The sequence below is a fragment of the Cupriavidus numazuensis genome (assembly GCF_905397435.1).
Taxonomy (GTDB): Bacteria; Pseudomonadota; Gammaproteobacteria; order Burkholderiales; family Burkholderiaceae; genus Cupriavidus; species Cupriavidus numazuensis.
On sequence record NZ_CAJPVI010000025.1, the window covers coordinates 64,739 to 88,483 of the forward strand.

Annotated in this window: 20 protein-coding genes; 7 read left to right on the forward strand and 13 right to left on the reverse strand. The window is 66.5% G+C overall.

Features of this window, described 5'->3' with window-relative positions:
- Positions 1 to 9: 9 nt before the first annotated feature.
- From msrA to KHO41_RS20180, 11 genes are all read right to left on the reverse strand, one after another.
- Positions 10 to 516 carry a peptide-methionine (S)-S-oxide reductase MsrA gene (gene msrA / locus KHO41_RS20130; RefSeq protein WP_211955054.1) on the reverse strand — a complete coding sequence of 169 codons (507 nt, stop codon included), beginning with the start codon at positions 514 to 516 and terminating at the stop codon, positions 10 to 12.
- Positions 517 to 643: 127 nt separating this feature from the next.
- A complete protein-coding gene (locus KHO41_RS20135; protein WP_211955055.1) occupies positions 644 to 2,398 on the reverse strand; it encodes a long-chain fatty acid--CoA ligase in 1,755 nt (584 codons plus the stop codon).
- A 28-nt stretch (positions 2,399 to 2,426) separates the two neighbouring features.
- Positions 2,427 to 3,659: an acyl-CoA dehydrogenase family protein gene (locus tag KHO41_RS20140; RefSeq protein WP_211955056.1), complete on the reverse strand. Its 1,233-nt coding sequence runs from the start codon at positions 3,657 to 3,659 to the stop codon at positions 2,427 to 2,429.
- A 62-nt stretch (positions 3,660 to 3,721) separates the two neighbouring features.
- Positions 3,722 to 5,839 (reverse strand): acetate--CoA ligase family protein, encoded by a 2,118-nt coding sequence (locus tag KHO41_RS20145; protein WP_211955057.1) that lies wholly within the window; start codon positions 5,837 to 5,839, stop codon positions 3,722 to 3,724.
- Between the two features lie 36 nt (positions 5,840 to 5,875).
- A complete protein-coding gene (locus tag KHO41_RS20150) occupies positions 5,876 to 6,274 on the reverse strand; it encodes a Zn-ribbon domain-containing OB-fold protein (RefSeq protein WP_211955058.1) in 399 nt (132 codons plus the stop codon).
- 22 nt (positions 6,275 to 6,296) lie between these two features.
- Complete coding sequence (locus tag KHO41_RS20155; protein WP_211955059.1) at positions 6,297 to 7,466, reverse strand: thiolase domain-containing protein; 1,170 nt, start codon at positions 7,464 to 7,466, stop codon at positions 6,297 to 6,299.
- A 10-nt stretch (positions 7,467 to 7,476) separates the two neighbouring features.
- A complete protein-coding gene (locus tag KHO41_RS20160) occupies positions 7,477 to 8,391 on the reverse strand; it encodes an SDR family NAD(P)-dependent oxidoreductase (RefSeq protein ID WP_211955060.1) in 915 nt (304 codons plus the stop codon).
- A gap of 22 nt (positions 8,392 to 8,413) precedes the next feature.
- Complete coding sequence (locus KHO41_RS20165) at positions 8,414 to 9,376, reverse strand: Bug family tripartite tricarboxylate transporter substrate binding protein (RefSeq protein WP_211955061.1); 963 nt, start codon at positions 9,374 to 9,376, stop codon at positions 8,414 to 8,416.
- A gap of 205 nt (positions 9,377 to 9,581) precedes the next feature.
- On the reverse strand, positions 9,582 to 10,823 hold the full coding sequence (locus KHO41_RS20170) for a CaiB/BaiF CoA transferase family protein (RefSeq protein WP_211955062.1): 1,242 nt from the start codon (positions 10,821 to 10,823) through the stop codon (positions 9,582 to 9,584).
- Between the two features lie 22 nt (positions 10,824 to 10,845).
- Positions 10,846 to 12,210, reverse strand: a complete 1,365-nt coding sequence (locus KHO41_RS20175) for an MmgE/PrpD family protein (protein WP_211955063.1) — start codon at positions 12,208 to 12,210, stop codon at positions 10,846 to 10,848.
- Between the two features lie 13 nt (positions 12,211 to 12,223).
- Positions 12,224 to 13,390, reverse strand: coding sequence for an acyl-CoA dehydrogenase family protein (locus KHO41_RS20180; RefSeq protein ID WP_211955064.1), 1,167 nt, complete (start codon positions 13,388 to 13,390; stop codon positions 12,224 to 12,226).
- A gap of 265 nt (positions 13,391 to 13,655) precedes the next feature.
- Between KHO41_RS20180 and KHO41_RS20185 the strand changes: the two genes are divergently transcribed.
- The 3 genes from KHO41_RS20185 (at position 13,656) to KHO41_RS20195 (ending at position 16,791) form a co-directional block, all read left to right on the forward strand.
- Positions 13,656 to 14,717 (forward strand): MaoC family dehydratase, encoded by a 1,062-nt coding sequence (locus KHO41_RS20185; protein ID WP_211955065.1) that lies wholly within the window; start codon positions 13,656 to 13,658, stop codon positions 14,715 to 14,717.
- Between the two features lie 213 nt (positions 14,718 to 14,930).
- Complete coding sequence (locus tag KHO41_RS20190; protein ID WP_211955066.1) at positions 14,931 to 15,926, forward strand: HpcH/HpaI aldolase/citrate lyase family protein; 996 nt, start codon at positions 14,931 to 14,933, stop codon at positions 15,924 to 15,926.
- Between the two features lie 70 nt (positions 15,927 to 15,996).
- Positions 15,997 to 16,791 carry a GntR family transcriptional regulator gene (locus tag KHO41_RS20195; protein ID WP_211955067.1) on the forward strand — a complete coding sequence of 265 codons (795 nt, stop codon included), beginning with the start codon at positions 15,997 to 15,999 and terminating at the stop codon, positions 16,789 to 16,791.
- A 2-nt stretch (positions 16,792 to 16,793) separates the two neighbouring features.
- Here KHO41_RS20195 and KHO41_RS20200 read toward each other — a convergent pair whose 3' ends face one another.
- Positions 16,794 to 17,669 (reverse strand): LysR family transcriptional regulator, encoded by an 876-nt coding sequence (locus KHO41_RS20200; protein WP_211955068.1) that lies wholly within the window; start codon positions 17,667 to 17,669, stop codon positions 16,794 to 16,796.
- A gap of 151 nt (positions 17,670 to 17,820) precedes the next feature.
- Between KHO41_RS20200 and KHO41_RS20205 the strand changes: the two genes are divergently transcribed.
- Entirely contained in the window at positions 17,821 to 18,255 is a 435-nt protein-coding gene (locus tag KHO41_RS20205) for a VOC family protein (protein ID WP_211955069.1), read from the forward strand.
- 20 nt (positions 18,256 to 18,275) lie between these two features.
- Here the strand turns inward: KHO41_RS20205 and KHO41_RS20210 are convergent, their stop codons facing one another.
- Positions 18,276 to 19,199 (reverse strand): LysR substrate-binding domain-containing protein, encoded by a 924-nt coding sequence (locus KHO41_RS20210; protein ID WP_211955070.1) that lies wholly within the window; start codon positions 19,197 to 19,199, stop codon positions 18,276 to 18,278.
- A 137-nt stretch (positions 19,200 to 19,336) separates the two neighbouring features.
- Here KHO41_RS20210 and KHO41_RS20215 point away from each other — a divergent pair, with 137 nt between their 5' ends.
- The 3 genes from KHO41_RS20215 (at position 19,337) to KHO41_RS20225 (ending at position 23,735) form a co-directional block, all read left to right on the forward strand.
- Positions 19,337 to 20,797 carry an amidase gene (locus KHO41_RS20215; RefSeq protein WP_211955071.1) on the forward strand — a complete coding sequence of 487 codons (1,461 nt, stop codon included), beginning with the start codon at positions 19,337 to 19,339 and terminating at the stop codon, positions 20,795 to 20,797.
- A gap of 104 nt (positions 20,798 to 20,901) precedes the next feature.
- Positions 20,902 to 21,888, forward strand: a complete 987-nt coding sequence (locus KHO41_RS20220; RefSeq protein WP_211955072.1) for a Bug family tripartite tricarboxylate transporter substrate binding protein — start codon at positions 20,902 to 20,904, stop codon at positions 21,886 to 21,888.
- Positions 21,889 to 22,142: 254 nt separating this feature from the next.
- Positions 22,143 to 23,735 carry an aspartate:alanine exchanger family transporter gene (locus KHO41_RS20225; RefSeq protein ID WP_211955073.1) on the forward strand — a complete coding sequence of 531 codons (1,593 nt, stop codon included), beginning with the start codon at positions 22,143 to 22,145 and terminating at the stop codon, positions 23,733 to 23,735.
- Positions 23,736 to 23,745 lie beyond the last annotated feature (10 nt).

The following is a 23,745-nucleotide window of genomic DNA, read 5'->3' on the forward strand; positions in this document are numbered from 1 at the left end:
GCGGTCGCATCATCCGCGCTGCGGCAGCTTCCAGCCCGGCCGGATGAAGTGGCACGTGTATCCGTTCGGATAGCGTTCCAGATAGTCCTGGTGCTCCGGCTCGGCCTCCCAGAACGGGCCGGCGGGCGCAACTTCCGTCACAACCTTGCCAGGCCACAGGCCTGAGGCATTGACGTCGGCGATCGTGTCTTCCGCTACGTCCTTCTGCGCATCGTCCCGATAGAAGATGGCCGAGCGGTAGCTTGTACCGGTATCGTTGCCCTGACGGTTCTTCGTCGTCGGGTCGTGGATCTGGAAGAAGAACTCCAGGATCTGGCGATAGCTGATCTGCTGCGGATCGAACACGATCTCGATCGCTTCCGCGTGGGTGCCATGGTTTCGGTAGGTGGCATTCGGCACGTCGCCGCCGCTGTAGCCCACGCGTGTGGCCAACACGCCCGGATACCGCCGCAGCAGGTCCTGCATGCCCCAGAAGCAGCCGCCTGCCAGGATGGCGGTTTCGGTTTGCGTCGTCATGGTTTCCGTCCTTTCTGTTCGGTTGCTGCCGCACCGCGCATGACACGCCGCGCCGGCACATTCGCGCATTGTGCACGATTGTCCGCCGCGGCGTGCATGCCGGAACTGAACCGGGACGACTGCGCCGCTACGCCTTCAGGTTCGGCAAGGGCTCACCCTGCATTTCCTGCTCCTGCAGCTCCCGCCACGCGATCTTCCCCGTGGCCGAGCGCGGCAGGCGTTCGACGATCTGCACGATACGCGGTGCCTTGTACGTCGCCATATTGCCGCGGCACCACGCAAGCAGTGCGTCTTCGTCGATCGCGGCAGCGTCCGGCCGCAGCACGATAACAGCCTTCACCGTCTCGCCGCGATGCGGATCGCGCGCCGCGATCACGCAGGATTCGAGGATCGCCGGATGGGTATGCAGGATGGCTTCGACTTCGGCCGGCCACACCTTGTAGCCCGATGCGTTGACCATGCGCTTGAGCCGGTCGCGCATGACGAAGTAGCCATCGGCATCGACGCTGGCGAGGTCGCCCGTGCGGAAGAACCGCTTGCCGTCGATGACGATAAAACTCTCGGCGTTGGCTTCCGGCTTGTTCCAGTAGCCCAGCATGACCTGCGCGCCATGCACGGCGATCTCGCCCACTTCGCCGACGGGCACTTCTTCGAGCGTGGCGGGATCGATCACGCGCGCGTCCACGCCATACGTCCGCACGCCAAGATGGCCGTTGCGCGGCGCCGCAAGCGGGTTCGCGATGATGAACGATGCCGTTTCGGTCAGGCCATAGCCCTCGACGAAAGTCAGACCGTAGCGCTCCTTCATAAGGCGCGCCGTGCCTTCGGGAATGGCTGCGCCGCCGCCCACGACGCAACTCAGGCTGCTCAGGTCGAACGATTCGATGCCGGGCTGTGCGAAGAATTCGACCAGCATCGGCGGCGGCGCCGCCCAGAAGGTCACGCGATGGCGCGAGATCAGTTCGGCCGCGGTGCGGCGGTCCCAGCGCGGCAGCAGCACGATGGTGCCGCCGACATAGACCGGTCCATTAATGCCGTTCTGCAGGCCCAGCAGGTGGAACATGGGCGCCACCGCCAGAAAGCTCGACTCGGCGTGCGAACGGCGCCACAGCTGCGATCCTGCCACCGAAGCCATGACGGTGCGGTGCGTGTGCATGCAGGCCTTGGGCGCGCCGGTGGTGCCGGAGGTATAGGGCAGCATGCAAAGGTCGTCCGGCGTGCTGCGGTGCGGCGCTGGCTGGTGCGCCTCGGCCACGGCTTTCAGCCATTGCACGGTGCCGGATGGCAGTACAGACTCTCCCGCACGCTGCCTGGCCCAGTCGGGAATCGCCAGGCCGCCGCCCGCCAGGTCCGAGTCGGTCAGCGCATCGCCATAGTGATGGACGATGACCTGCCGCAACGGCGTCGTGCCGATCAGCGGGGCGATCTGGCCAAGCAGTTCGCTGGCGGCAAACGCGGCCACGGCGCCACTGTCGGTAACGATATGGCGCAGCTCATCCTCCAGCAGCATGGCATTCGCCGGCACCACCACAGCGTCGGCGCGCAGGATTGCGAAGTAGGCCGCGATGAACTGCGGGCTGTTCTGGCTGAACAGCACCACGCGGTCACCCTGGCCGACGCCGCATACATGCTGCAGATAGCCGGCGAGCCGCTCGACTTCATCGAGCAGCGACGAGTAGGAAATCGCATTGCCGTAGAACTGGATAGCCGTCTTGCCGGGGAAGCGCCGGGCGGAGATCTCCAGGTTCTCGAACAGCGTGGTTTCCGGCATATGGAAGTCATAGGGCACCGCGCCGAGCGTCACGGACTTGTCCACGGACAACGTTCCGCTGGGGTAGGCCACAGCGTCACCGGCGCCGGGCAGGTAGGGAGTCATGGTCATGGCAGGCAAGGGAAAGTCGGATGCGGGATCAGAATGCCATATCGCCGTCGAGCAGCCGGCGCGCAATGGTGCGGCGCTGGATCTCGGAGGTGCCGTCCGGAATACGCATGGTACGGGCAAAGCGGTAGCCGGCTTCCAGCCGCAGTTCATTGGTCAGCCCCATGCCGCCGTGAACCTGCATGGCACGGTCGAAGACCCGGCCCGTCATCTCGGTCGCCGATGCCTTGACGATAGACACTTCCTTGGTCGCCGGCAGGTTGTTGTCCACCAGCCATGCGCAATGGCGCACCATCGACTTGGTGGCGTAGATGTCCATGGCGCATTCGGCCAGCATGATCTGCACGGCCTGGTGCTCGCCGATCGGCTGGCCAAAGGTCTTGCGCACCTTGGCGTAGTCCACCGCCTGCTGCAGCGCCCATTCGGCCAGGCCAAGGCAACTCGCGGCCATGCTCAGGCGCCCGGCGTTCACGCCGTCCAGCGCAACTGACAGGCCACGGTCGACCGGGCCGAGGCGGTGGGTATCCGGCACACGCACGTTTTCGAGCGAGATGATGCCGATGTCGGCGCCCAGGTGGCCCATGGTCGGAATCACGCTTGGCACGGAAAAACCCGGTGTATCCGTCGGCAGGAAGAAGCCGGTGATGCCGCCGCGGTGCGCGCGCGCCTTCTCTTCGTCGGTGACCGCGAACACCATGGCGTAGTCGGCATATGGCGCGTTGGTGATCCATTGCTTGGTGCCGTTGAGGACCCAATGATCCCCATCGCGGACCGCGCGCGTGCGCATGCCGAACACGTCGGAGCCGGCGTCCGGCTCGGACAGGCCGAAGCACATGGTCTTGTCGCCGCTGGCCAGTCCGTCCCGCACCGACTCCAGCACCGCTGGATCGAGGTGCTTGAGGACCGGTGACAGGCCATTGGTGAACGGGGAGGGCAACACCACGGTCTGGACCAGGTGGCGCTCGGGCCCGCAATGGGCGTTCAGGCGCTCCTGGATGTACACCGCCGCCTGCGGGCCGAGCCCGCCACCACCCAGCGATTCCGCCGACAGCGCCGTGTAGAAGCCAAGTTCGGCAGAACGCATGCGCACCTGGCGGCGCAGGGCGAGGATTTCTGGCGCATAGCGACCGTCTGCGGTGTAGACGGTGCGCTCGCTGCCGAGCAGCGCCCGGTGCTCTTTCTCGAGCCCCGCCACTTCGCGGTCAACGAACTTGATGAGGGCATCGCCAAATTCAACCCATTCGCTGGGGATGTCAAAGTTCATGGTGCAAGTCTCCTTGGCTTTCTGTGCGGGCCAGGCACCTGCCAGGCCCGTATGTATGTGCTTTAGTTGTCCGAATCCGCCGGCGGCGCGGCCACGTCGATCACGGCATCGGCCGCAAACGCGCCGTTGCCAGTCGGCATGGCAAATACCGGGTTCAGGTCGATAGCCTCCAGCCGCGGCCCGGCCGCCACCGCGAAGGCCGACAGGCGCGACAGCGTCCGCGCCAGCGCGGCGATATCGACTACCGGCCGTCCGCGTGCACCCAGCAAGAGTGGCGCGCCCCGGATCGAACGGATGAGCCGTTCGGCCACGTCCTCGCCGAACGGACAGCGGTGGAACACCACATCCCTGAGCACTTCGACGAACACGCCGCCGAGCCCGAACATGGCAATGGGGCCAAACACCGGATCACGCTTGATGCCCATGATGCACTCCACGCCGCCGCTGACCTGGCGCGCTACCAGCACGCCGTCGATGCGCGCATCCGGCACCGCCTTGCGCGCGCGGGCGGTCAGCGTGGCAAAGCCTTCGCGCACGGCGTCTTCGTCCTGAACATCGAGCAGCACGCCGCCGATCTCGGACTTGTGCAGGATGTCCGGCGACAGGATCTTCATCACGACGGGAAAGCCGAACTCGCGCGCGGCCAGCACGGCGCTTTCGGCAAGCGCGCAGGCGCGCTCCGGCACGCAGGCGATGCCGGCCTCGGCCAGGATCTGCTTGGCCTGCGCCTCGCTTGGTGTCTCGGCCGGCAATTCAACCGGCGCGATTGTGGGCGCTGGCAACACATCCTGCGGGGCAAAAGCCCGCCCGAAGCGGCCCATCGCGGCAATGGCGACGACGGCGCGGGTCGGGTCCTCGAAGACCGTGAAGCCTGCGTCCTCATAGGTGCGCAGCACATCGCGCGGCCCCTGCAGCACGAGCACGTACAGGCGGTCCGGATAGCGCTCGCGCACCTGCGCAAGCTGCTCCCGCAGCGTCGGCGCCACCGCAGGCGTGGCGCCGGCATAGGTGAAAAAGCCCAGCACCGAGCGGTAGCCGCCTTCGCGGACCATCGCCTCGGTGAACGGGCGGATCAGCGAAAGGTCGTTGACGAACTGCGCCGTGGTGTCGACCGGATTGCGCGGCGCGCAGATTGGCAGCAACTCGAGCAGCCGCGCCTGCGTGGCGGCAGGCATCTCGGGCATGGGCAGGCCCAGTTCCTCGGCCGCGTCCGACACGATCACCCCGGCTCCGCCGCTGACGGTGATCACGCCGAGCGTGTTGTCGGCGGGATAAACGCCGCGCGTGGCCAGCCTTACAATATCGAGCATTTCCTCGGTACTGCGCGCCCGAACCACGCCGAGTTCGGCCAGCACGGCGTCGACCACGGCATCGTCGCCGGCGATCGAGGCGGTGTGCGACCGCGCGGCGGCGCCGCCAACCTCGCTGCGCCCGACCTTCATCATCACCACAGGCTTGCGCGCGCGGCGCGCGGCCTGCAGTGCGGCCACCAGCCCATCGCCGTCGTTGATGCCCTCGGAATACAGCGCGATCACGCTGGTGCGCGGGTCGTCCACCAGCAGGTGGACCACTTCGCCGAGCGAGATATCGGCCTCGTTGCCGGTCATGATGATGCTGGACAGGCCGATGTCGGCCGCCTGCGCCGCCATGACCAGGTGGCCGCCATACGCACCCGACTGGCTGACAATGCCTACGCTGCCGGCACGCACCGGAGCCAGCGCGATGCTGGAGGCAAAGCTGCCGACAAAGCCTGTGTGGACATTGAACAGGCCGAGCGCATTCGGCCCGAGCAGGCGCATGCCGGTGCGGCGGGCCACGGCAAGCAGCTCGGCTTGCTTCGCTACGCCGTCACCGCCGACCTCCGCAAAGCCGGCGCTGAACAGGATCGCCGCGCGGGTGCCGCGTTCGCCGAGCGCGGTGACAACGTCGATCACCTGCGACGCCGGCACCGCGACAATGGCGACGTCAGGCACCTCGGGCAGATCCGCGACGCTCGGATAGGATGGCAGCCCCTGGACTTCGCGACGGTTCGGATTGACGGGCAGGATGCGGCCGGCAAAGCCGAGCTGGCGCATCGCCGCGATCGGGCGGCCGCCGATGCGGGCGGGATCGTCCGATGCGCCGATGACGGCCACCGAACGCGGATTGAGCAGGATATCGGGCAGGGCAGGAGAAGTCATGAAATCGGCGGCAAAGTGGGTCGGAAGGGAGTGACGTCAGGCTGGCGCGAACGTCGGCACAGGCGCTCCGCCATCGCTCGGCGAGAAGCTGACCCGCACTTTCTGGCCGATGCGCACGCTGTCGAGGTCGCAGTCAACCAGGTGCGTCATCATCGTGATGCCTTCTTCGAGCGTCACGTAGGCGATGCAGAACGGATGCGGCCCGGCACGGCGTGTCACGCTGAAGGTGTAGACCGTACCGCGACCGCTGGCTTCCTTCCATGTGGTATTGCCCATGCAGAACGGGCACAGTACGCGCGGATACCAATGCGGCTTGCCGCAGGATTTGCAGACTTTCACCAGCAGGCGGCCTTCGCGCGCGGCCTGCCAGAACGGTGTGTTGTCTGGCTGTTCGTCCGGGGCCTTGTAGGCCAGTGGGACATGAGGGGTGGTCATTGGATGGCTCCCGTGTTGTCGCTCATTGCTCGCGTTCCAGGATCAGCGTGGCGCTGCCGTGCCGGCTACCGAGGTAGCCGCCCGTGCCTTGCGCAAGTGCAAGGTCGCAGTTGGGCACCTGCACGGCGGGATGGGCCTCGCCGCGCAACTGGCGCACGGCTTCGATCACCTTGGTGATGCCGCCGCGGTTGGCCGGATGGTTGTTGCACAGGCCGCCGCCATCGGTATTGAAGGGCAGCTTGCCGACGCCGGAGATCAGGTTGCCGTCCATGACGAACTTGCCGCCTTCGCCCTTCTTGCAGAAGCCGAGGTCTTCCAGTTGCATCAGCACGGTGATCGTGAAGCTGTCGTAGATCGACGCGTACTTGATGTCGGCCGGCGTCACGCCAGCTTCCGCGAACGCGGCCGCGCCTGACACGCGCGCGGCGGACCAGCTCAGGTCCACCTCGCCGCCAAGCTGGCCTTTGACATGCTCGCCAGCGCCCAGCACGCGGATACGCGGCCGGTTCAGCTTTGCTGCAATCTCCGGGCGTGCCAGGATCAGCGCGCCGCCGCCGTCCGAGACCACGCAGCAGTCGAGCTTGCGCAGCGGGTCGGAGATCATCGGCGAGTTCAGTACGTCTTCCACCGTCACCACGTCGCGCAGCATCGCATGCGGGTTGTGCTGCGCGTGGTGCGAGGCTGCCACCTTGACCCAGGCAAGCTGCTCGGGCGTGGTGCCGTACTCGTACATATGGCGCATGGCCACCATGGCGTAGAGGTTCACCGTAAGCGGGCTGAACGGTACCTCGAACGGCGCGTCCGGCAGGTTGGCGCCAAAATTGCGCGCCTGCGTGCCGGTGGAACCTTCCGAGCGCGGACGCCCGGCCAGCGTGATCAGCGCCACGTTGCACTTGCCCGTCGCGATCGCCTGCGCGGCGTGCGAGACATGCACCAGGTAGGCGGAGCCACCGGTATCGGTCGAATCGACATGTCGGACCTTCAACCCGAGGTAGTCGATCATGTTGACCGCGCCGAGCCCCGGCGCGTCGCCCGCGCAGAAGTAGCCGTCGACGTCGGACAACGACAGGCCGGCATCCTCGAGCGCGCCGCGCGCGCTTTCGGCGTGCAACTGCGCCACGCTCTTGTCCGGCGCCTTGCGGGTCGGATGCTCGTAGGCGCCGACGATATAGGCTTTCCCTTTGATGGTCATGGCCGCGCTCTCAGATGGGATCCCAGCCGATCACGTCGGGCGAACGCTCCAGCTTGAAGAAGCTGTTGCGCATGGCGGGAATTGCCACGTCGCCGATCGCTTCCGGCGTCCAGCCCTCGCTCATGTGGACCGAACGCACCGGGCGCGAATGGCTCATCAGCATGATTTCGTTGGCGCGCACGGCGAAGATCTGGCCGCTGACCTCGCGGGCCGCTTCGCTGGCCAGAAATACCGCCATGGGGGCAATCTTGCCGGCCTCCATCTTCTGCAGCTTGGCCACGCGAGCCTTCTCTTCCGGCGTTTCTGCCGGGATCGAGCTGGTCATGCGGCTCCACGCGAACGGCGCGATGCAGTTCGAACGCACATTGAAGCGCTGCATGTCGAGCGCAATCGACTTCGACAGCGCAACGATGCCGAGCTTGGCCGCCGAATAGTTGGCTTGGCCGAGGTTGCCGATCAGGCCCGAGGTCGACGTCATGTGCACATACGCGCCGCCTTCCTGGTCCTTGAAGTAGTTGGCCGCGGCGCGGCTGACGAAGAAGGTGCCATGCAGGTGCACGTCGATCACCGAACGCCACTCTTCCTCGTTCATCTTGAAGAACATGCGGTCGCGCAGGTTGCCGGCGTTGTTGACCACGGCGTCGATGCGGCCGAAATTGTCGATCGCGCATTGCACAATGTTGTGCGCACCGTTCCAGGTCGACACGCTGTCCGTGTTGGCCACGGCCTGGCCGCCGGCGGCGCGGATTTCCTCGGCTACGCGCTGGGCCGGGCCGGTATCGGCGCCATCGCCCGACATCGACACGCCGAGATCGTTGACCACCACCCTGGCCCCCGCAGCCGCCATGGCCAGTGCAATGCCACGGCCAATGCCGCCGCCCGCACCAGTGATCAGAACTACCTTGTCTTGCATCGTTGCACTCATGCTGTTGCTCCTGTTGTGGCGCTTATTGCACCTCGATCTTTGCCTTGCCGATGACGTCGCCCCACAGCGCCAGGTCCTGCCGCAGGCGCTCGGTGAACTGCGCCGGCCCGGTGATGCTGGGCGTGTAGCCGCCACGCGCCAGGCTTTGCTGGAAGGCCGCGTTGTTGCCCACCTCCTGATTGGCCGCCACCAAGCGGTCGACAACCGCCGGCGGAAGGCCCGGCGGGCCGATCAGCGCAAACCAGCCGCTGACGTTGAAGCCCGCAAGCCCTGACTCCGCGACGGTCGGCACACCGGGCAGCGCAGGGTTGCGCGCCTGCGAGGTCACGGCCAGCGCGCGCAGCTTGCCGCCCTGTACGTAGCCCACCGCCGTGCCGGTCACGTCGAACATGAACCCGATCTTTCCGCCGATCAGGTCGGTCACGGCTGGGGAGTTGCCTTTGTAGGGCACATGGAGAAATCGCACGCCGCCACGCTGGGCCAGCAGTTCGGCCGCGAGATGGTTGGACGCGCCGACACCCGCGGAGCCGAATGCCAGGCCGTCGGGGTGCGACTTCGCATAGCCGATCAGATCGCCCACGCTCCTGAGCGGAGAATCGTTCGCGACGAGCAGTACGTTGGTGTACGTGTTGAGCAGGCCCACCAGCGTGAAGTCCTTGAGCGGCTTGTACATGGCCGTCTTCTGGACCAGCGGGGCCATGGTCAGCGTGGGACTGCCGACAAAGAACAGCGTGTAGCCGTCCGGGCTCGACTTGGCGGTCAGGGCCGCGGCAATCGCGCCGCCAGCTCCCGCGCGGTTGTCGACCAAGACCGGCTGCCCGAGCACGGTGCCGAGATGCTGCGCATAGACCCTCGCCGCGCTGTCGACCGGCCCGCCGGCGGCATAGCCGACAATCAGCTTGACCGGGCGTGAAGGGTAGAGGTCGGATGCACTGGCAAGACTTGCGAGCGCACCGAGCACGCCGGCAACGATCCATTTCTTCATTCATGTCTCCTTGGTTTTCCTGCTCTCTTGGTAGCGCCTGGTTTCTCCCCTCTCCCGCTTGCGGGAGAGGGGTCGGGGGAGAGGGCCGGCGCTAGCAGATTCGATGCCCTGTACTTCGTTGCAGCCCTTGCCCTCACCCCCGGCCCCTCTCCCACTAGCGCGGGAGAGGGGAGGAACCGGTCCACATTCATGGCGTTGCGCGCTGCTAAGCCACCACATGCTGTTCTTTCAGCGCCTGGATCAGGTCGTCCGCATAGCCAATCCCGCCGAGGATCTCGTCGGTATGCTCGCCGAGCATCGGCGCGCGGCGGCGCACGGCGCCCGGCGTGTCGCTGAGCTTGATCGGTACGCCCGCGATCTTCACGGGCTTCGTCGATCCGGGCTGCTCCACGTCGACCAGCATCTCCCGTACGGCGTAGTGCCTGTCCTCGAAGATTTCCGCCGAGGTGTAGACCGGCCCGAACGGCACCTTGCCGCCCAGCGCGGTCGCAATCTCTTCCTTGGTACGCACCGAGGTGAAAGCTTCGATGGCTTCGATCACCTGTTGCTGGCGCTGCACGCGCGCGGCATTGGTCGCGAAGTCCGGGTCCGTCGCCATGTCAGCGCGGCCGATCGCCACGGCCAGCTTTTCCCAGAATGCATCGGTCGCGCAGGCAATCGAAACATGGCCATCCCGCGCGCGGAACAGGCCGAACGGACACAGCAACGGGTGGCGGTTGCCTTCCGGCGCTGCCACTTCGCCGGTGTACGAGTTCTGGTAGACGATGCGCTCGCACATGGCCAGCACCGCGTCGGTCATGGCCACGTCGACGAACTGGCCCTGGCCGGTTTCCCGTACGCGGTTGACGGCGGCGAGGATGCCGATGCACAGCATCAGCGCCGGGATCGTGTCGCCCACGCCGGGTCCGATCTTGGTCGGCGTGCAGCGGTCCGGCCCGGTGATGCCCATCATGCCGCCCATGGCCTGCGAGACCACGTCGTACGCCGGCCATTGCGCATACGGGCTTTCGCCGCTGCGCGGATCGCCAAAGCCGCGCACCGTGCCGTAGATCAGGCGCGGGTTGGTCTGGCGCAGCGTTTCGTAGGCAAAGCCCAGGCGGTCCATCACGCCGGCACGGAAGTTCTCGACGACGATATCGGCCTTGTCGATCAGCCGGTGCAGGATTTCACGGCCAGTGCTGGTCTTCAGGTCCAGCGCGATCGATCGCTTGTTGCGGTTGACGCTCTGGAAATAGCCGCCAAAGTCCTTCAGCGTGTCGTCGGCACAGAAAGGACCGGTCACGCGCGTGCCGTCGCCAGTCATCGCCTCGACCTTGATCACGTCGGCGCCATGATCGGCCAGGATCTGCGTGCAGAACGGGCCGGCCAGCATCTGCGTGAGATCGACCACGCGCAGGCCAGCGAGGGCGCCGGCAGGCTTGGCGTTGGATTGGGCTTGGTCTTGCATGGTTGACTCCGACTTGGGCTGGTCAGGCGGCATCGCCGGCCATCCAGGTATGCAGGCGCGGATACAGGTCCGCTGCCGGCTGCTTGTCCAGGGTTTCGACGAATTCCCACAGCGCCTGCGCCGGTTGCGCACCAAGCAGCGCCTCCGCCTTGCCGCGCAACTTCGCGGCCCGGGTTGCGTAGGGCATGGGGTCGCTCAGTTCGACGCTGCAGTCCAGCGATACGCCCGATTTCGTCACGATGGTGGCCCGGCACGCCGTATCGGCAATAGCGGGATCGGGATGGATTTCCACCCGACGCGCCAGCTCCGTCAGTGTGGTGGCATGGCAGTTGGCATCGGAGAACGACGCCAGCGCCGCCGTGTCGACGCCGGCCAGCACCATGGCGGCGGTCAGTGACAGGCTGAACTTGGCTTCGAGCCCCGTTACGGGTTCGGGAATACAGCAGACCGGCAGCCACTGCGGGGCGATGGCCAGCGAAACGGTGCCGATATCGCCTGCCTGCAGGCCGTGCCTGGCGCACAAGGTCTTGAGCGCTTCCAGCGCGGGATGCGTGCCGTGGCAGCACGCATGGAACTTGTGCTGGACGTCGACGAAGCGGAATGCCTCGGGCAGTCCAGCAAACGGATCCTCCATGCAACCCTGCGGAGCGCCATGGGTGGCGGCAAACCCGCCGGCACATTCGATTGCATCGGGCCGCGCGACAAAGCCCTGCGCCGCGAGCATCGCCGCTTCCACGCCGGTAGATGCCGCCATACCCGCGTGGAACGGTTTGGCCATGGTGCCGAACTGGCATTTCAGGCCCGAGGCGCGCGTGGCGGCAAGGCCTAGGGCATGGCTGGCGCGCTCCGCATCGAGGCCGAGCAGACGCGCGGCCGCAGCGGCCGCCCCAAAGGCGCCCGACGTGGCGGTCTGGTGAAAGCCGGCGTTGTAGTGCGGCCGGCCCAGCCATCCGCCTACGCGGCATGTGACCTCGACACCAACAAGGAAGGCTTCGAGCAGCGCGCGGCCATTGGCCTGCTGGCGCTCTGCAACGGCCAGCGCGGCGGGCAGCACCGCCACGCTCGGGTGGCCGACAAAATCGAAATGCGTGTCGTCGTAGTCGAGCGCATGTGCAACCGCCCCGTTGAGCAGCGCGGCGGCGCGGGCCGGCACGCGCTGCGCCAGGCCGAAGGCACTGGCCTGCGGTGCGCCGGCCTCGCTGCGCACCAGCTCGCGCACGGCCCGGCTGACGGGCTCCTGCGCGCCGGCAATCGCCACGGCCAGGCAGTCGTAGACGGACAGGCGCGCGATGTCGAGCGCAGCCGCGGGAAACCGAAGCGAAGCATCGACCGCGAGGCTGGCGGCGCGCGCGGTGATGCCGGAGGCGGGCATGGTGGATTGCGACATGGCGCTCACTCGATCAGGCCGCGACCTTGCCCAGCATGGCATCGGAGATGATGCGCATCTGGATCTCGGAGGTGCCTTCGAAGATCTTGGTCAGGCGCGCATCGCGCCAGTAGCGCTCGGCCGCGAAGTGCGTGGTGTAGCCCGCGCCGCCGTGGATCTGCAGGCCTTCGCTGGTCACGCGCTCGCACATCTCGCTGGCGAACAGCTTGACCATCGACGCTTCGGTGTCGGCGCGCACGCCTTCGTCGATCTTCTCGCACACGGTGTAGAGCAGCGCGCGCGAGGCCTCGATCTGCGTGGCCATGTCGGCGAGCTTGAAGCGGATTGCCTGGAAGTTGCCGATCGGATTGCCGAACTGATTGCGGTCCTTCGCGTACTGAATCGAATCTTCGAGACTGCCTTGTGCGAGGCCGATCGAGCGCGCGGCGGTGTGAGCCCGTGCAGTCTCAAGCCCGGCCGTGGTCAGGTAGAACGCCTTGCCTTCCTCGCCAACCATCTTCGAATGCGGCACGCGGCAGCCGTCGAAGGCGAGTTCCCACGTGGTCCAGCCGTGGTAGCCGATCTTCGGAATCACGCTGCCCTTGACGCCCTCGGGCAGTTTGCCTCGCGGCTTTTCCACCATGAAGGCCGACAGGCCCTTGTGGCGTGCCTTCGGGTCGATGACCGGGTCGGTACGGCAAATCACGAGGATGAAATCGGCCTCGTCGGCAAACGTGCACCAGTACTTGTTGCCGGTGATCAGCCAGTCGTCGCCATCGCGCACGGCGCGGCAAGAGATGTTGGCCACATCCGAGCCGGCATTGGGCTCCGACAGCGAGAACGCGCCGAGGAATTCGCCCCGCGCCATGCGCGGCAGGTATTCGGCCTTGCGCTCGGGCGACAGGCCCTTGAGCGCGCCGATCAGGCCGTTGCCACGGGCGATCAGGCTGCCGACGCTCATCCAGCCGCGCGACAGTTGCTCCGCGACCAGGCAGTACTCATAGGCACCCAGGCCCAGGCCGCCGTACTCCTCGGGAATCAGGATGCCGAAGTAGCCAAGCTCGGCCATTTCGTCGATCAGCTCGCGCGGGATCTGGCCCTTTTCGGGGTCCAGCTTGTTGGCGATGGGCAGCACGCGCTCCATCGTGAACTGGCGCGCAGCCTCCTGGATCATGCGCCGCTCTTCGGTCAGTTTCTGCACCTTGCACTCCTGGCGGTGGTCTGGATTCCGCCATATCGGCGGCGTTTATGTACGGACATAGTAGCGGGACGAGGAGGGGGATAGGCAAGACTTATCCGCGATACCCACCCAAACTGGGTGGGTATCATTCGCCATTTTTCGATCGTACGGTGGTCATGACGCAGCGAAATCCAGTTGACATTGTCCGTTTCGCCAATCACTATGTACGTACATACAGCAGGCGCCAGAGCACGCAGCCAGGGCCATGAGGGACAAGGAAACGCATATGAAGAAGGACCGCAGCGGCAACTATTTCGAGGACTTCCGCGTTGGCATGAAGATCAGTCATGCCACGCCGCGCACGCTGACCGAAGGCGACCGCAGCCTGTATATCGGGCTGACCGGCAGCCGCACGGCGTTGTGCACCGCAGAGACCAATGCCCGGCAACTGGGCTTCGAGCATCGGCCGCTGGAAGATCTGCTGGTGTTCAACACGGCGTTCGGCAAGACGGTGCCCGATATCTCGCTCAATGCCGTGGCGAACCTCGGCTATGCGGAAGTGCGCTTTGTCTCGCATGTCTATCCGGGCGACACGCTGGCCGTGGAAACCGAAGTGATCGGCCTCAAGGAGAACTCCAACCGCAAGAGCGGGGTGGTCTACGTGCGCTCGACCGCGCGCAACCAGCATGGCCGCGAAGTGCTGAGCTGGGTGCGCTGGGTGATGGTGCACAAGCGCGACCACGGCGCGGCGTGCGGCGAAGCGGTGGTGCCGTCCACCCAGGCCGTAGTGCCGGCCGAGCGCCTGCGCCGCAGCGACTACACGGCGCGCGTGCGCGAAATCACGGGCATGACGGGCTTCGGCGACCTGTGGGAGGACTACGCGGTGGGAGAACGCATCGACCACCCGGGCGCGATGACGATCAACGACAGCGACCACAGCCTGGCCACGCGCCTGTACCAGAACACGGCCCGCGCCCACTTCGACGGGCACGCCATGGCCGCAAACGGCGGGCAACGGCTGGTCTATGGCGGGCACATCATCTCGGTATGCCGTGCGCTGGCCTATGACGGGCTGGAGAACGGCCTGTCGATCCTCGCGATCAACGGTGGCAGCCACGTGAACCCGACCTACGCGGGCGACACCATCGCGTGCGCGACGCAAGTGATCGAAAAGGTCGACCTTGGCCAGGAACACGTCGGCGCGCTGCGCCTGCGCATGATCGGCGTGAAGAACGCCAGCGGTGCCTCGGTTGCCTTTCCGGAGCCGGGCGAGGGCAGGGCGGCGCACCCGTCCAATGTCGTGCTGGACCTCGACTACACCATCGCCATCCCGAAACGCCAGCGGTAAGCCCGGTTTGCTCCCCTCTCCCGCGTGCGGGAGAGGGGCGGGGGAGAGGGCAGGAGCTTCCACGGAGCGACATCCTTCGCATCGAGACGCACCGGCCCTCTCCCCCAGCCCCTCTCCCACTGGCGTGGGAGAGGGGCGCAAACAGACGGCCAGCCCTTAAGGTCTCGTCGATGTCGACAGACCAATGCACACCACCTATCAGCGAGACAAGACATGACCACCGCAACGCATCCGAACGACGCCCTGTTTGCCGGCGAAAAATCCTTTCCGGTGCTGGCCGCCTGCGAGCACTTTGCCGGCAGTGAAAAACTGATCGGCAAGGCCATGGACCTGCAGGTCGAGTACGGCCCGGTCTTCGATGTGACCTGCGACTGCGAAGACGGCGCCGCCGCCGGCCAGGAGCGCGAGCACGCCGAAATGGTCGCGCGCATGATCGCCTCGGATCGCAACATCCACGGCCGTGCCGGCGCACGCATCCATGATCCGTCGCACCCGGCCTGGCGCCAGGACGTGGACATCATCGTGAACGGCGCCGGCAGCCGGCTGGCCTATATCACGGTGCCCAAGGCGACCAACAGCGGGCAAGTGGCGGAAGTGATCCGCTATATCGGCGACGTCGCCAAGCGCGCCGGCCTGGACAAGCCCGTGCCGGTGCACGTGCTGATCGAAACCCACGGCGCGCTGCGCGACGTGTTCCAGATTGCCGAGCTGCCGAATATCGAAGTGCTCGACTTCGGCCTGATGGACTTCGTCAGCGGCCACCACGGCGCGATCCCGGCCGCCGCCATGCGCAGCCCCGGCCAGTTCGAGCACGCGCTGCTCGCGCGCGCCAAGGCCGACATGGTCGCCGCCGCGCTGGCCAACGGCATCGTGCCGGCCCATAACGTGTGCCTGAACCTCAAGGACGCCGAGGTCATCGCCAGCGACGCGCGCCGCGCGCGCAACGAGTTCGGCTTCCTGCGCATGTGGAGCATCTATCCGGCGCAGATCCAGCCGATCGTCAACGCCATGCGCCCGGACTTCACCGAAGTGGAAGATGCCGCCGGCATCCTGGTGGCTGCGCAGGACGCCGACTGGGGTCCGATCCAGTACAAGGGCGAACTGCACGACCGCGCCACCTACCGCTACTTCTGGGAAGTGCTGCAGAAGGCGAAGGTCACCGGCATGGCGGTGCCGGCCGAAGCGGACCGCCGCTTCTTCGCGAACTGATGGCGCCAGGAGGGGAACCGCACCGGCATCGTAAAATGTGCGCACCCTCCGATTTTTCCGCCCCGCCGCCATGACCGCCGCGACCCTGAAGGACAGCAAGCCCAAACCCGATCTGCCGGGTGCCCCGACCCGATACGCCGAACTCGCCAGCATGCTGGTGAAGGACATCGTGGAAGGGCGCCGCGTGGTGGGCAGCCTGCTGCCGACGGAACATGAACTGGCCGAACAGCACGGCGTGAGCCGCCACACGGTGCGCGCCTCGCTGCGCATGCTGCAGGATCTCGGCTATATCTCGCGCAAGAAGGCGGTCGGCACGATCGTCGAGAACGCCAACCCGAATGCGGCCTATACGCAGTCTTTCGGCACTGCCGAAGACCTGGTGCGCGTTGCGGCCACCGAAGTGCGGGCGATCGACGACGTGCACGATGTCACGCTGGACCGGGCACTGGCACGCCGGCTCGAAGCGCCGGTGGGCAGCGCATGGGTCCTGCTGAGCGGCACGCGTGTGGACGCGCGCAAGGGCAGCACGCCGGTGGCACGCGCCGACATCTACATCGACGCTTCGCTGGCCGGACTCGTCGATACCATCCGCAATCATCCGCAGACGCTGGTCAGCGCACTGATCGAGCGCGAACGCGCGACCGCCATTGCGGAGATCCGGCAGGTGGTGACCGCCACGCTGATCGAGGAACCACTGGCCACGCAGCTCGGCGTGCCATCCGGGTCGGCGGGTCTGCGGCTGATCCGCCACTACAAGGACGGCTCGGGCAAGATCCTCGAGATCACGGACACTGTCTATCCGGCCGACCGCGTCTCGGTAGCGTTCCAGCTCAAGCGGAGCCGGGGACCAGCCATCGGGCTGTAGCGCTATCCGGCCAGCGCCTTGGCCGCTTCTCCGATTCGCTCCGCGAGCCGGCTTGCCACGGGCTGGCGGCTATGCGGCGCGCGCTCGACCAGCCCGACTTCGCGATAGAACGTATCGTCGCCCAGCGACAGCGCGGTGACACCGGCCGGCCGTTGGCCGCCAGCCAGCGTACGCGGCGCCAGCCCGACGCCGAGCCCACGCGCCACGAGCTGCGCGATACCTTCCAGTTCATCGAGTTCGATGGCCTCCTGCACCACCACGCGCTGCTGGCGCAGGAACTGGTCGACTAGCCGGCCACCGAACGAACCCCGGTCATAACGGATGAACGGTGCGGACTCGATGGCTTCACGCCAGTGAAGACCGGCCATGGCAGCCGGCACCAGCAGCTCGAACGGCTCACGCAACAGCGGGCGCCAGTCCAGTTCAGCCGGCAGCGCATAGGGCGGACGGATCAGCACTGCAATATCGATATCCCCGGCATCGACCTGCCCGAGCAGGCTCAGCGAAACGCCGGGCACCATGCGCACGCGGCAGCCCGGCAGTTCGGCACGGAAGCGGGCGATGGCATCCGGCAGGAACGTCACCTGCGCGGAAGCAATGGCGCCGATACGCACCATGCCGCCCTGCGCGTCCGGCCCCTGGTGGCCGATGCGCTCATACAGCGCGACGAGTTCCTCGGCCAGCGCCAGCGTGTCGCGGCCGGCGGCATTGAGCCGCGCCGAGCGCCCGGTGCGATCGAACAGCGGGAAACCGACTTCTTCCTCCAGCCGCTGGATTTGCGCACTGACGGCCGACTGGGTCAGGCCGATCCGGGCACCAGCGCCGGCAAAGGTCCCGTGGCGAGCCACGGCGATGAAAGTGCGCAGTTCACGCAGCATGATGGCGAATGATCGAAATTTATGTTGCTCAGAGCGAAAATATATCGCTTTTCATCATCATTCGTCATGCTTAGACTTGGCTCCATGGGTCGGCGCACGATTTGGCCGGCCCGCCCCCCAAAACCGTCATCCATTGAGAGCCCCCCATACCATGAGCGCAGCCGCTGCCGTCGTGCCCCCGTTTCACCTGGCCTTTCCCGTCCACAGCCTTGCCAGCGCGCGCGAGTTCTACGGCGAACTGCTCGGCTGCCCGGAAGGCCGTAGTTCCGATGCGTGGATCGACTTCAACTTCTACGGCCACCAGATCGTGGCGCACCTGTCGCCCGACGAATGCGGCCACCGCGGCACCAGCGCGGTGGATGGCGACAACGTGCCGGTGCGTCACTTCGGCGTGGTGCTGTCGATGGAAGCCTGGCAAGCCGCGGCGGACAAGCTGAGCGCGGCCGGCATGGAATTCGTGATCGAACCGCATATCCGCTTCAAGGGCCAGGTCGGCGAGCAGGCCACCATGTTCTTCCTGGACCCGTCGGGCAATGCGCTGGAATTCAAGGCGTTTGCCGACATGTCGTCGCTGTTCGCGAAGTAAGCGTCTCTGGCCGGACGCGTTCACGCCGCGATACCGGCCTCCTCCACAAGACGGTCTCGCACGAAGCCAAGGAAGGTGCGCACGCCTTCGGGCAGCGTGCGGCCAGCCAGCGTCTGCAGTTCGATGGCGCGGCCTTTCATGCCGCGCTCGCGGATCGTGGCAGCGTGCAGTTCGCCACGGCGCAGGCGGTCTCCGACCGTGACACCGCCCGAGATCGACAGCCCGCCACCGTGCAGCACGAAGCTGGTCAGCGTCTCGAACTGGTTGCTGACCAGCACCGGCTCGAACGCGATACCGCGCTCGCTGCAGGCAATGTCGAAGAGCTGGCGCACCGTGTTGTCGCCCTCGGGCAATGCCAGCGGATAGGGGTGCATCTGCGCTAGCGTGATGCTGCGAAAACGGGCCAGCGCATGGTCGGGCCGCATGATGGCGATCACGGGCGCCGCCTGCCGGTGCTCGACCCGGATGCCTTGCTCGGCGGCGCGGCTGTACGTGATGCCGATATCGGCGTCGCCGTGCAGCACAATGCCCGTTACCTCGGCCGGCGGTGCCACGCGCACATGGAAATGCAGCCCCGGATAGCGTTCGCGGAACTCCGCAATGGCGCGGGGTAGGAATTCGATCGCAAAGCCGGCCGAACTCGCCACCCGCACGCGTCCGCGCCGCAGCCCTTGCAGCGCATCGATCTCCGTCACGACGCGATCGGCCTCCAGCGCATTGCGCAGCGCATAGGCGGCCAGCAACTCGCCCGCCGCGCTGGCCACCATGCCGCGCGGCCGCCGGTCGAACAGCGGCACCCCCAGCCATGACTCGAGCGCCGCGACCTGCCGGCTGACCGCGGACACCGTGACATTGAGCCGCTGCGCCGCCTCGGTCAGCGAGCCGGTGCGTACGACTTCCAGGAAATAGCGCAGCGAGGTGTCCTGCAGGCGGTGCGACAGCATCGATCGGGGCTCCGGGATTGGCTTCCGGGTTTGTACCACGTTTGCGTTTTACGCAAGGGTATTTGAAAAATTCATCGATTGTGGGAAACCCACGCGGCCCCTATGCTCTTGCTGACCAGACAGGAGACAGGCTTCCCATGAACGCGATTCCCAGCAGTCCGACCGATTCCATCATTGATCTCGACGCCGTTGCCCTGTCCCGGGCCATCCATGCGCGCGAGGTGTCGTGCGTGGAGGTGCTCGACGCCTGCCTGGGCCAGATCGATCGCCACAACCCGCGTGTGAATGCCATCGTCGCTCCGGTCGACCGCGATCCGCTACGCAAGCAGGCTGCCGGTCTCGATGACGAACTGGCCCGGGGTGCCAGCCGCGGACCGCTGCATGGTTTTCCGCAGGCGCCCAAGGACATCATGCCGGCCGCCGGCATGGTCACCACCAAGGGCTCGCCGATCTTCGCCGGACAAGTCAGCCAGACCGACGCAGTAGTCTTCGAACGCATGCGTGCCGGCGGGGCGCTGTTCGTCGGCCGCACGAATTCACCCGAGTTCGGTTTGGGCGGCCACACGTACAACCCGATCTACGGCACCACCCGCAATGCCTGGGATCCGGCACGCTCGGCCGGCGGCAGCAGCGGCGGGGCGGCCGTAGCGGTGGCGCTGCGGATGCTGCCGGTGGCCGATGGCTCGGACATGATGGGATCGCTGCGCACGCCGGCCGCGTTCAACCATGTCTATGGGCTACGCACCTCGTTCGGCTGCGTGCCGCATGGCCCGTCCGAGGAAGTGTTCTTCCAGCAGTTCAGCGTGGCCGGCCCGATGGCGCGCAATGTGCCGGACCTGGCGCTGCTGCTGTCGGTGCAGGCGGGCTTCGACGCGCGCCTGCCGCTGACGCGCCGCGCCGAAGCGCCCGGCAGCTTCACGCTGCCGCCCGAGCGCGACTGGACCGGTGTGCGCATCGGCTGGCTCGGCGACCTTGGCGGGCACCTGCCGACCGAACCCGGCCTGCTCGACACCTGCGTCATGGCGCTCAGCCACCTGCGTACGCTCGGCTGCACGGTCGACGCTGCACTGCCGGAGTTCGACCTGGAACGCCTGTGGCATGCATGGATCGACCTGCGCAGCTTTGCCGTGGCCGGCGCCAACGGCGCGCTGTACCGCGATCCCGCAAAACGCGCGCTGCTCAAGCCGGAGGCCGTCTGGGAAATCGAGCGCGGGCTGGCGCTGTCAGGCTCCCGCGTGTACGAGGCCATGGCGATACGCAGCGCGTGGTACCAGGCGCTGCGCACGCTGTTCGAGCGCTTCGACTACCTCGTCATGCCGGCCGCGCAGGTGTTCCCGTTCGACGCCGATATGGACTGGCCGCATGCGATCGACGGGCGCGACATGGACACCTATCACCGCTGGATGCAGGCGGTGGTGCCCGCGACCATGGCGGGCCTGCCAGCGCTGGCCGCGCCCGCAGGCTTCGGCCGCGACGGGCTGCCGGCCGGCCTCCAGATCATCGGCCCGGCCCAGGCCGATGCCGCGGTGCTGCAGCTTGGCCACGCCTATGATCAGGCAGGCGGCTTCTCGCGCGTGCGCAGCCCCTGGCTGGCGTAGTTACCCGACTCATCGTGTTTGTCCACGGGCAGCACGTGCTGGCCGTGTTGACCGTAACCGTATGGCTTCGTCTTCCCCCCAAACAGCAGGCAGGAGTTGAACCGATGACCGCAACGCCCACGAAGCTTTTCCTTGCATGCACCAGCCTGGCCGCCGTGCTGGCCACGGCGCCTGCCGCCGCGCAGGGTCCGTCGTATCCGGACCGGCCGATCCGGCTGGTGGTGCCCTTTGCCGCCGGCGGCGCCACCGACCTGCTGGGCCGCCTGCTGGCAGTCGGCCTTGGCGAGAAGCTTGGACAGACGGTGGTGGTGGAAAACAAGCCCGGCGCAAGCACCGTAGTCGGCGCCGCACAGGTCGCCAAGGCGGCGCCCGACGGCTACACGCTGCTGCTGGCGGCGAGCACCACGCTCACGCTGAACCCTGCGATCCGCCAGAACATCGCCTACGACCCGATCAAAAGCTTCACGCCACTGGGGCTGGTGGCCGACATGAGCCTGGTACTGGTTGCCAACCCCGAGGTTCCGGTGAATTCCCTCAAGGACCTGGTGGCGCAGGCAAAGGCGAACCCGGACAAGTTCTCCTATGGCTCGTTCGGCGCGGGCTCGTCGGTCCATTTCGGCGGCGAGATGCTGAAATCCGCGACCGGCATCCGCATGGTTCACGTGCCATTCAATGGAAGTGCCCCGAGCCTGACCGCGCTCGCCGGCGGGCAGGTCCAGGTCGCCGTCGACACCGTGGTGGCCAGCCTGCCGCTGATCAAGGGCGGCAAGATCAAGCCGATTGCTGTGTTATCTGCACAACGGCTGCCGGCACTGCCACAGGTGCCTACGGTGGCCGAAAGCGGCTATCCGGGCTTCCAGATGGGGACCTGGTTCGCGCTGATGGCGCCGGCAGGGCTGCCCGCTCCAGTCGCCCAGAAGCTGGAAAAGGCGCTGGCGGAAGTCGCCAATGCGCCGGCTATCAAAGCGCGGATGGTCGAGCTGGCGCTGACGCCAGCCTATGGCAATGGCGCTGCCGTCAAGGCGCGCGTCGAAAAGGAGCTGCCGGAAATGCGCGCGGTGGCGGTGAGGGCGGATATTCGGGCGGAGTAGGGCACTGAGGACCGCCGGCCGGGCAGCCGGGCAGCGTGCACCGCACATGCCCGGTCCGCCCAGTGAGCAGCAGTCCCGCGCGCGCTCGGCTCCGGCACTCCGATGAGCGCGACCGCGGAATCTTTGACGTCAGCCGCAATTGGCCTACTCTGCATATTCGGGCCCTGAGCGGAAGGGCATACGCCCGCCTGCTTGTCCCTTTCCGCTGACAATGCCGGCCCGTCCTGCTGATCTTCCGGCTAGAAGGAGCGGCAATGGATGCAGTCCGGGCCTTGCTCGAAACCCAGCCCTTGTTCACGTTGCTCCTCACGGTTGCACTGGGCTACGTTGTCGGCGAAATCAATATCAAGGGCGTTGCGCTGGGATCCGGAGCCGTCCTGTTTGTCGGATTGGCGATCGGCGGATTCGCGCCCAAAGCGGCACCCCCTGCGCTGGTCGGGACCCTGGGCCTGCTGCTGTTCCTCTATGGCATCGGCATCCAGTACGGCGCCCAGTTCTTCGAGGGGCTGACCAGCGTCCGGGGACTGAAGGCCAATGCCGCCGCGGCCGTGGGTGTTATCGGTGCCGGCATGGCGTCGCTGGCGCTGGTACCGCTGTTCGGCCTGCGGATCGATGAGTCGCTGGGTATCTTTGCCGGCACCGGGACCAGCACCGCGACATTGCAGGCCGTCATTGCGGCCATGAAGGGCGATGGCGCGGCGGTTGGCTACAGCGTGGCATACCCGTTCGGGGTCGCGGGCCCGATCCTGTTGCTCTATGCCCTCAGCGCATTGCTGAAAGCAAAAATCGAGGCGCCAGCGGCCAAGACCATCGAGACGGCCGAGATTTCCCTGCGCAACCCCGAGATCGTCGGCCTCACGCTTGCCCAGTTGAAGGCGCGCCTGCCAGTCGGACTGGCCATTGCGGCGGTGCGTCGCGAGCACCATAACCAGTTGCCAACGGACGACCTTGTCCTGCGCACGGACGACGTCTTGCTGGCAACCTCCACGGAGCCTGCATTGCTTCGGGAAGCCGCTGGCCTGCTGGGCGAGTTGCAGCCCGGCCGGATGAGCAGTCATCGCGAAGACCTGGACTATGTCCGCCTGTTTGCCTCAAGCCGCGCCGTGGTCGGGCTTGCGCTACGTGATATCCGCTTTCCCGACGGCATTACAGGTTCGATCGTCCAGGTACGAAGGGGCGACGCCGACATGCTGCCAAACCCCGAGCTCATCCTCGAAGTGGGCGACCGGGTCGGGCTGCTGGTGAATCGCGCCCACACCAAGACCATGCGCAAGCTTTTCGGCGATTCCATCAAGGGGACTGCCGAACTGAGCTTTATTTCCATCGGCATCGGCGCGGCGCTAGGCCTGTTGGCGGGCATGATCCCATTGCCAATCCCCGGCGTCGGCAAGCTGACCCTCGGCTTGGCGGCTCTGCTGCTGGTTGCGCTCTATCTGGGCAAGATCCGCCGGTCCGGCCCGCTGGTCTGGACCATGCCGCTCTCGGCCAATCTGGTGTTGCGCAATCTCGGGCTCACGATCTTCCTGGCACAGGTGGGCATATCTTCAGGGCCGAAGTTCTTCTCGACCATTGCCATCACCGGTGCTTCACTGCTCCTTTACAGCCTGCTGATTGTGCTGGTGCTCGTGCTGGTCACGGCACTGGCCTGCCTGTGGATCTTCAGGATGCCCTTCGATGTCGCCGCGGGCGTCATCTGCGGCGCGACCGGCAATCCGGCCATCCTGGCGTTCGCCAATCGCGTAGCGCCTACGGAGAAGCCCGATATCGGCTACGCCATGATCTTTCCTTCGATGACGGTCACCAAGATCCTGTTCGTGGAGATTGTCATGGTCCTGGCTGGCGGGTAGGGCAATCTGG

What these genes read in the sequence shown, in the direction of transcription:
- KHO41_RS20200 (WP_211955068.1), bottom strand. Translation starts at nt 17,669, where the DNA reads ATGCTGCGTGAACTGCGCACTTTCATCGCCGTGGCTCGCCACGGGACC.
- KHO41_RS20205 (WP_211955069.1), top strand. Translation starts at nt 17,821, where the DNA reads ATGAGCGCAGCCGCTGCCGTCGTGCCCCCGTTTCACCTGGCCTTTCCC.
- KHO41_RS20185 (WP_211955065.1), top strand. Translation starts at nt 13,656, where the DNA reads ATGAAGAAGGACCGCAGCGGCAACTATTTCGAGGACTTCCGCGTTGGC.
- KHO41_RS20190 (WP_211955066.1), top strand. Translation starts at nt 14,931, where the DNA reads ATGACCACCGCAACGCATCCGAACGACGCCCTGTTTGCCGGCGAAAAA.
- KHO41_RS20175 (WP_211955063.1), bottom strand. Translation starts at nt 12,210, where the DNA reads ATGTCGCAATCCACCATGCCCGCCTCCGGCATCACCGCGCGCGCCGCC.
- KHO41_RS20135 (WP_211955055.1), bottom strand. Translation starts at nt 2,398, where the DNA reads ATGACCATGACTCCCTACCTGCCCGGCGCCGGTGACGCTGTGGCCTAC.
- KHO41_RS20150 (WP_211955058.1), bottom strand. Translation starts at nt 6,274, where the DNA reads ATGACCACCCCTCATGTCCCACTGGCCTACAAGGCCCCGGACGAACAG.
- KHO41_RS20225 (WP_211955073.1), top strand. Translation starts at nt 22,143, where the DNA reads ATGGATGCAGTCCGGGCCTTGCTCGAAACCCAGCCCTTGTTCACGTTG.
- KHO41_RS20215 (WP_211955071.1), top strand. Translation starts at nt 19,337, where the DNA reads ATGAACGCGATTCCCAGCAGTCCGACCGATTCCATCATTGATCTCGAC.
- KHO41_RS20170 (WP_211955062.1), bottom strand. Translation starts at nt 10,823, where the DNA reads ATGCAAGACCAAGCCCAATCCAACGCCAAGCCTGCCGGCGCCCTCGCT.
- KHO41_RS20210 (WP_211955070.1), bottom strand. Translation starts at nt 19,199, where the DNA reads ATGCTGTCGCACCGCCTGCAGGACACCTCGCTGCGCTATTTCCTGGAA.
- KHO41_RS20220 (WP_211955072.1), top strand. Translation starts at nt 20,902, where the DNA reads ATGACCGCAACGCCCACGAAGCTTTTCCTTGCATGCACCAGCCTGGCC.
- KHO41_RS20165 (WP_211955061.1), bottom strand. Translation starts at nt 9,376, where the DNA reads ATGAAGAAATGGATCGTTGCCGGCGTGCTCGGTGCGCTCGCAAGTCTT.
- KHO41_RS20155 (WP_211955059.1), bottom strand. Translation starts at nt 7,466, where the DNA reads ATGACCATCAAAGGGAAAGCCTATATCGTCGGCGCCTACGAGCATCCG.
- msrA (WP_211955054.1), bottom strand. Translation starts at nt 516, where the DNA reads ATGACGACGCAAACCGAAACCGCCATCCTGGCAGGCGGCTGCTTCTGG.
- KHO41_RS20140 (WP_211955056.1), bottom strand. Translation starts at nt 3,659, where the DNA reads ATGAACTTTGACATCCCCAGCGAATGGGTTGAATTTGGCGATGCCCTC.
- KHO41_RS20160 (WP_211955060.1), bottom strand. Translation starts at nt 8,391, where the DNA reads ATGAGTGCAACGATGCAAGACAAGGTAGTTCTGATCACTGGTGCGGGC.
- KHO41_RS20145 (WP_211955057.1), bottom strand. Translation starts at nt 5,839, where the DNA reads ATGACTTCTCCTGCCCTGCCCGATATCCTGCTCAATCCGCGTTCGGTG.
- KHO41_RS20195 (WP_211955067.1), top strand. Translation starts at nt 15,997, where the DNA reads ATGACCGCCGCGACCCTGAAGGACAGCAAGCCCAAACCCGATCTGCCG.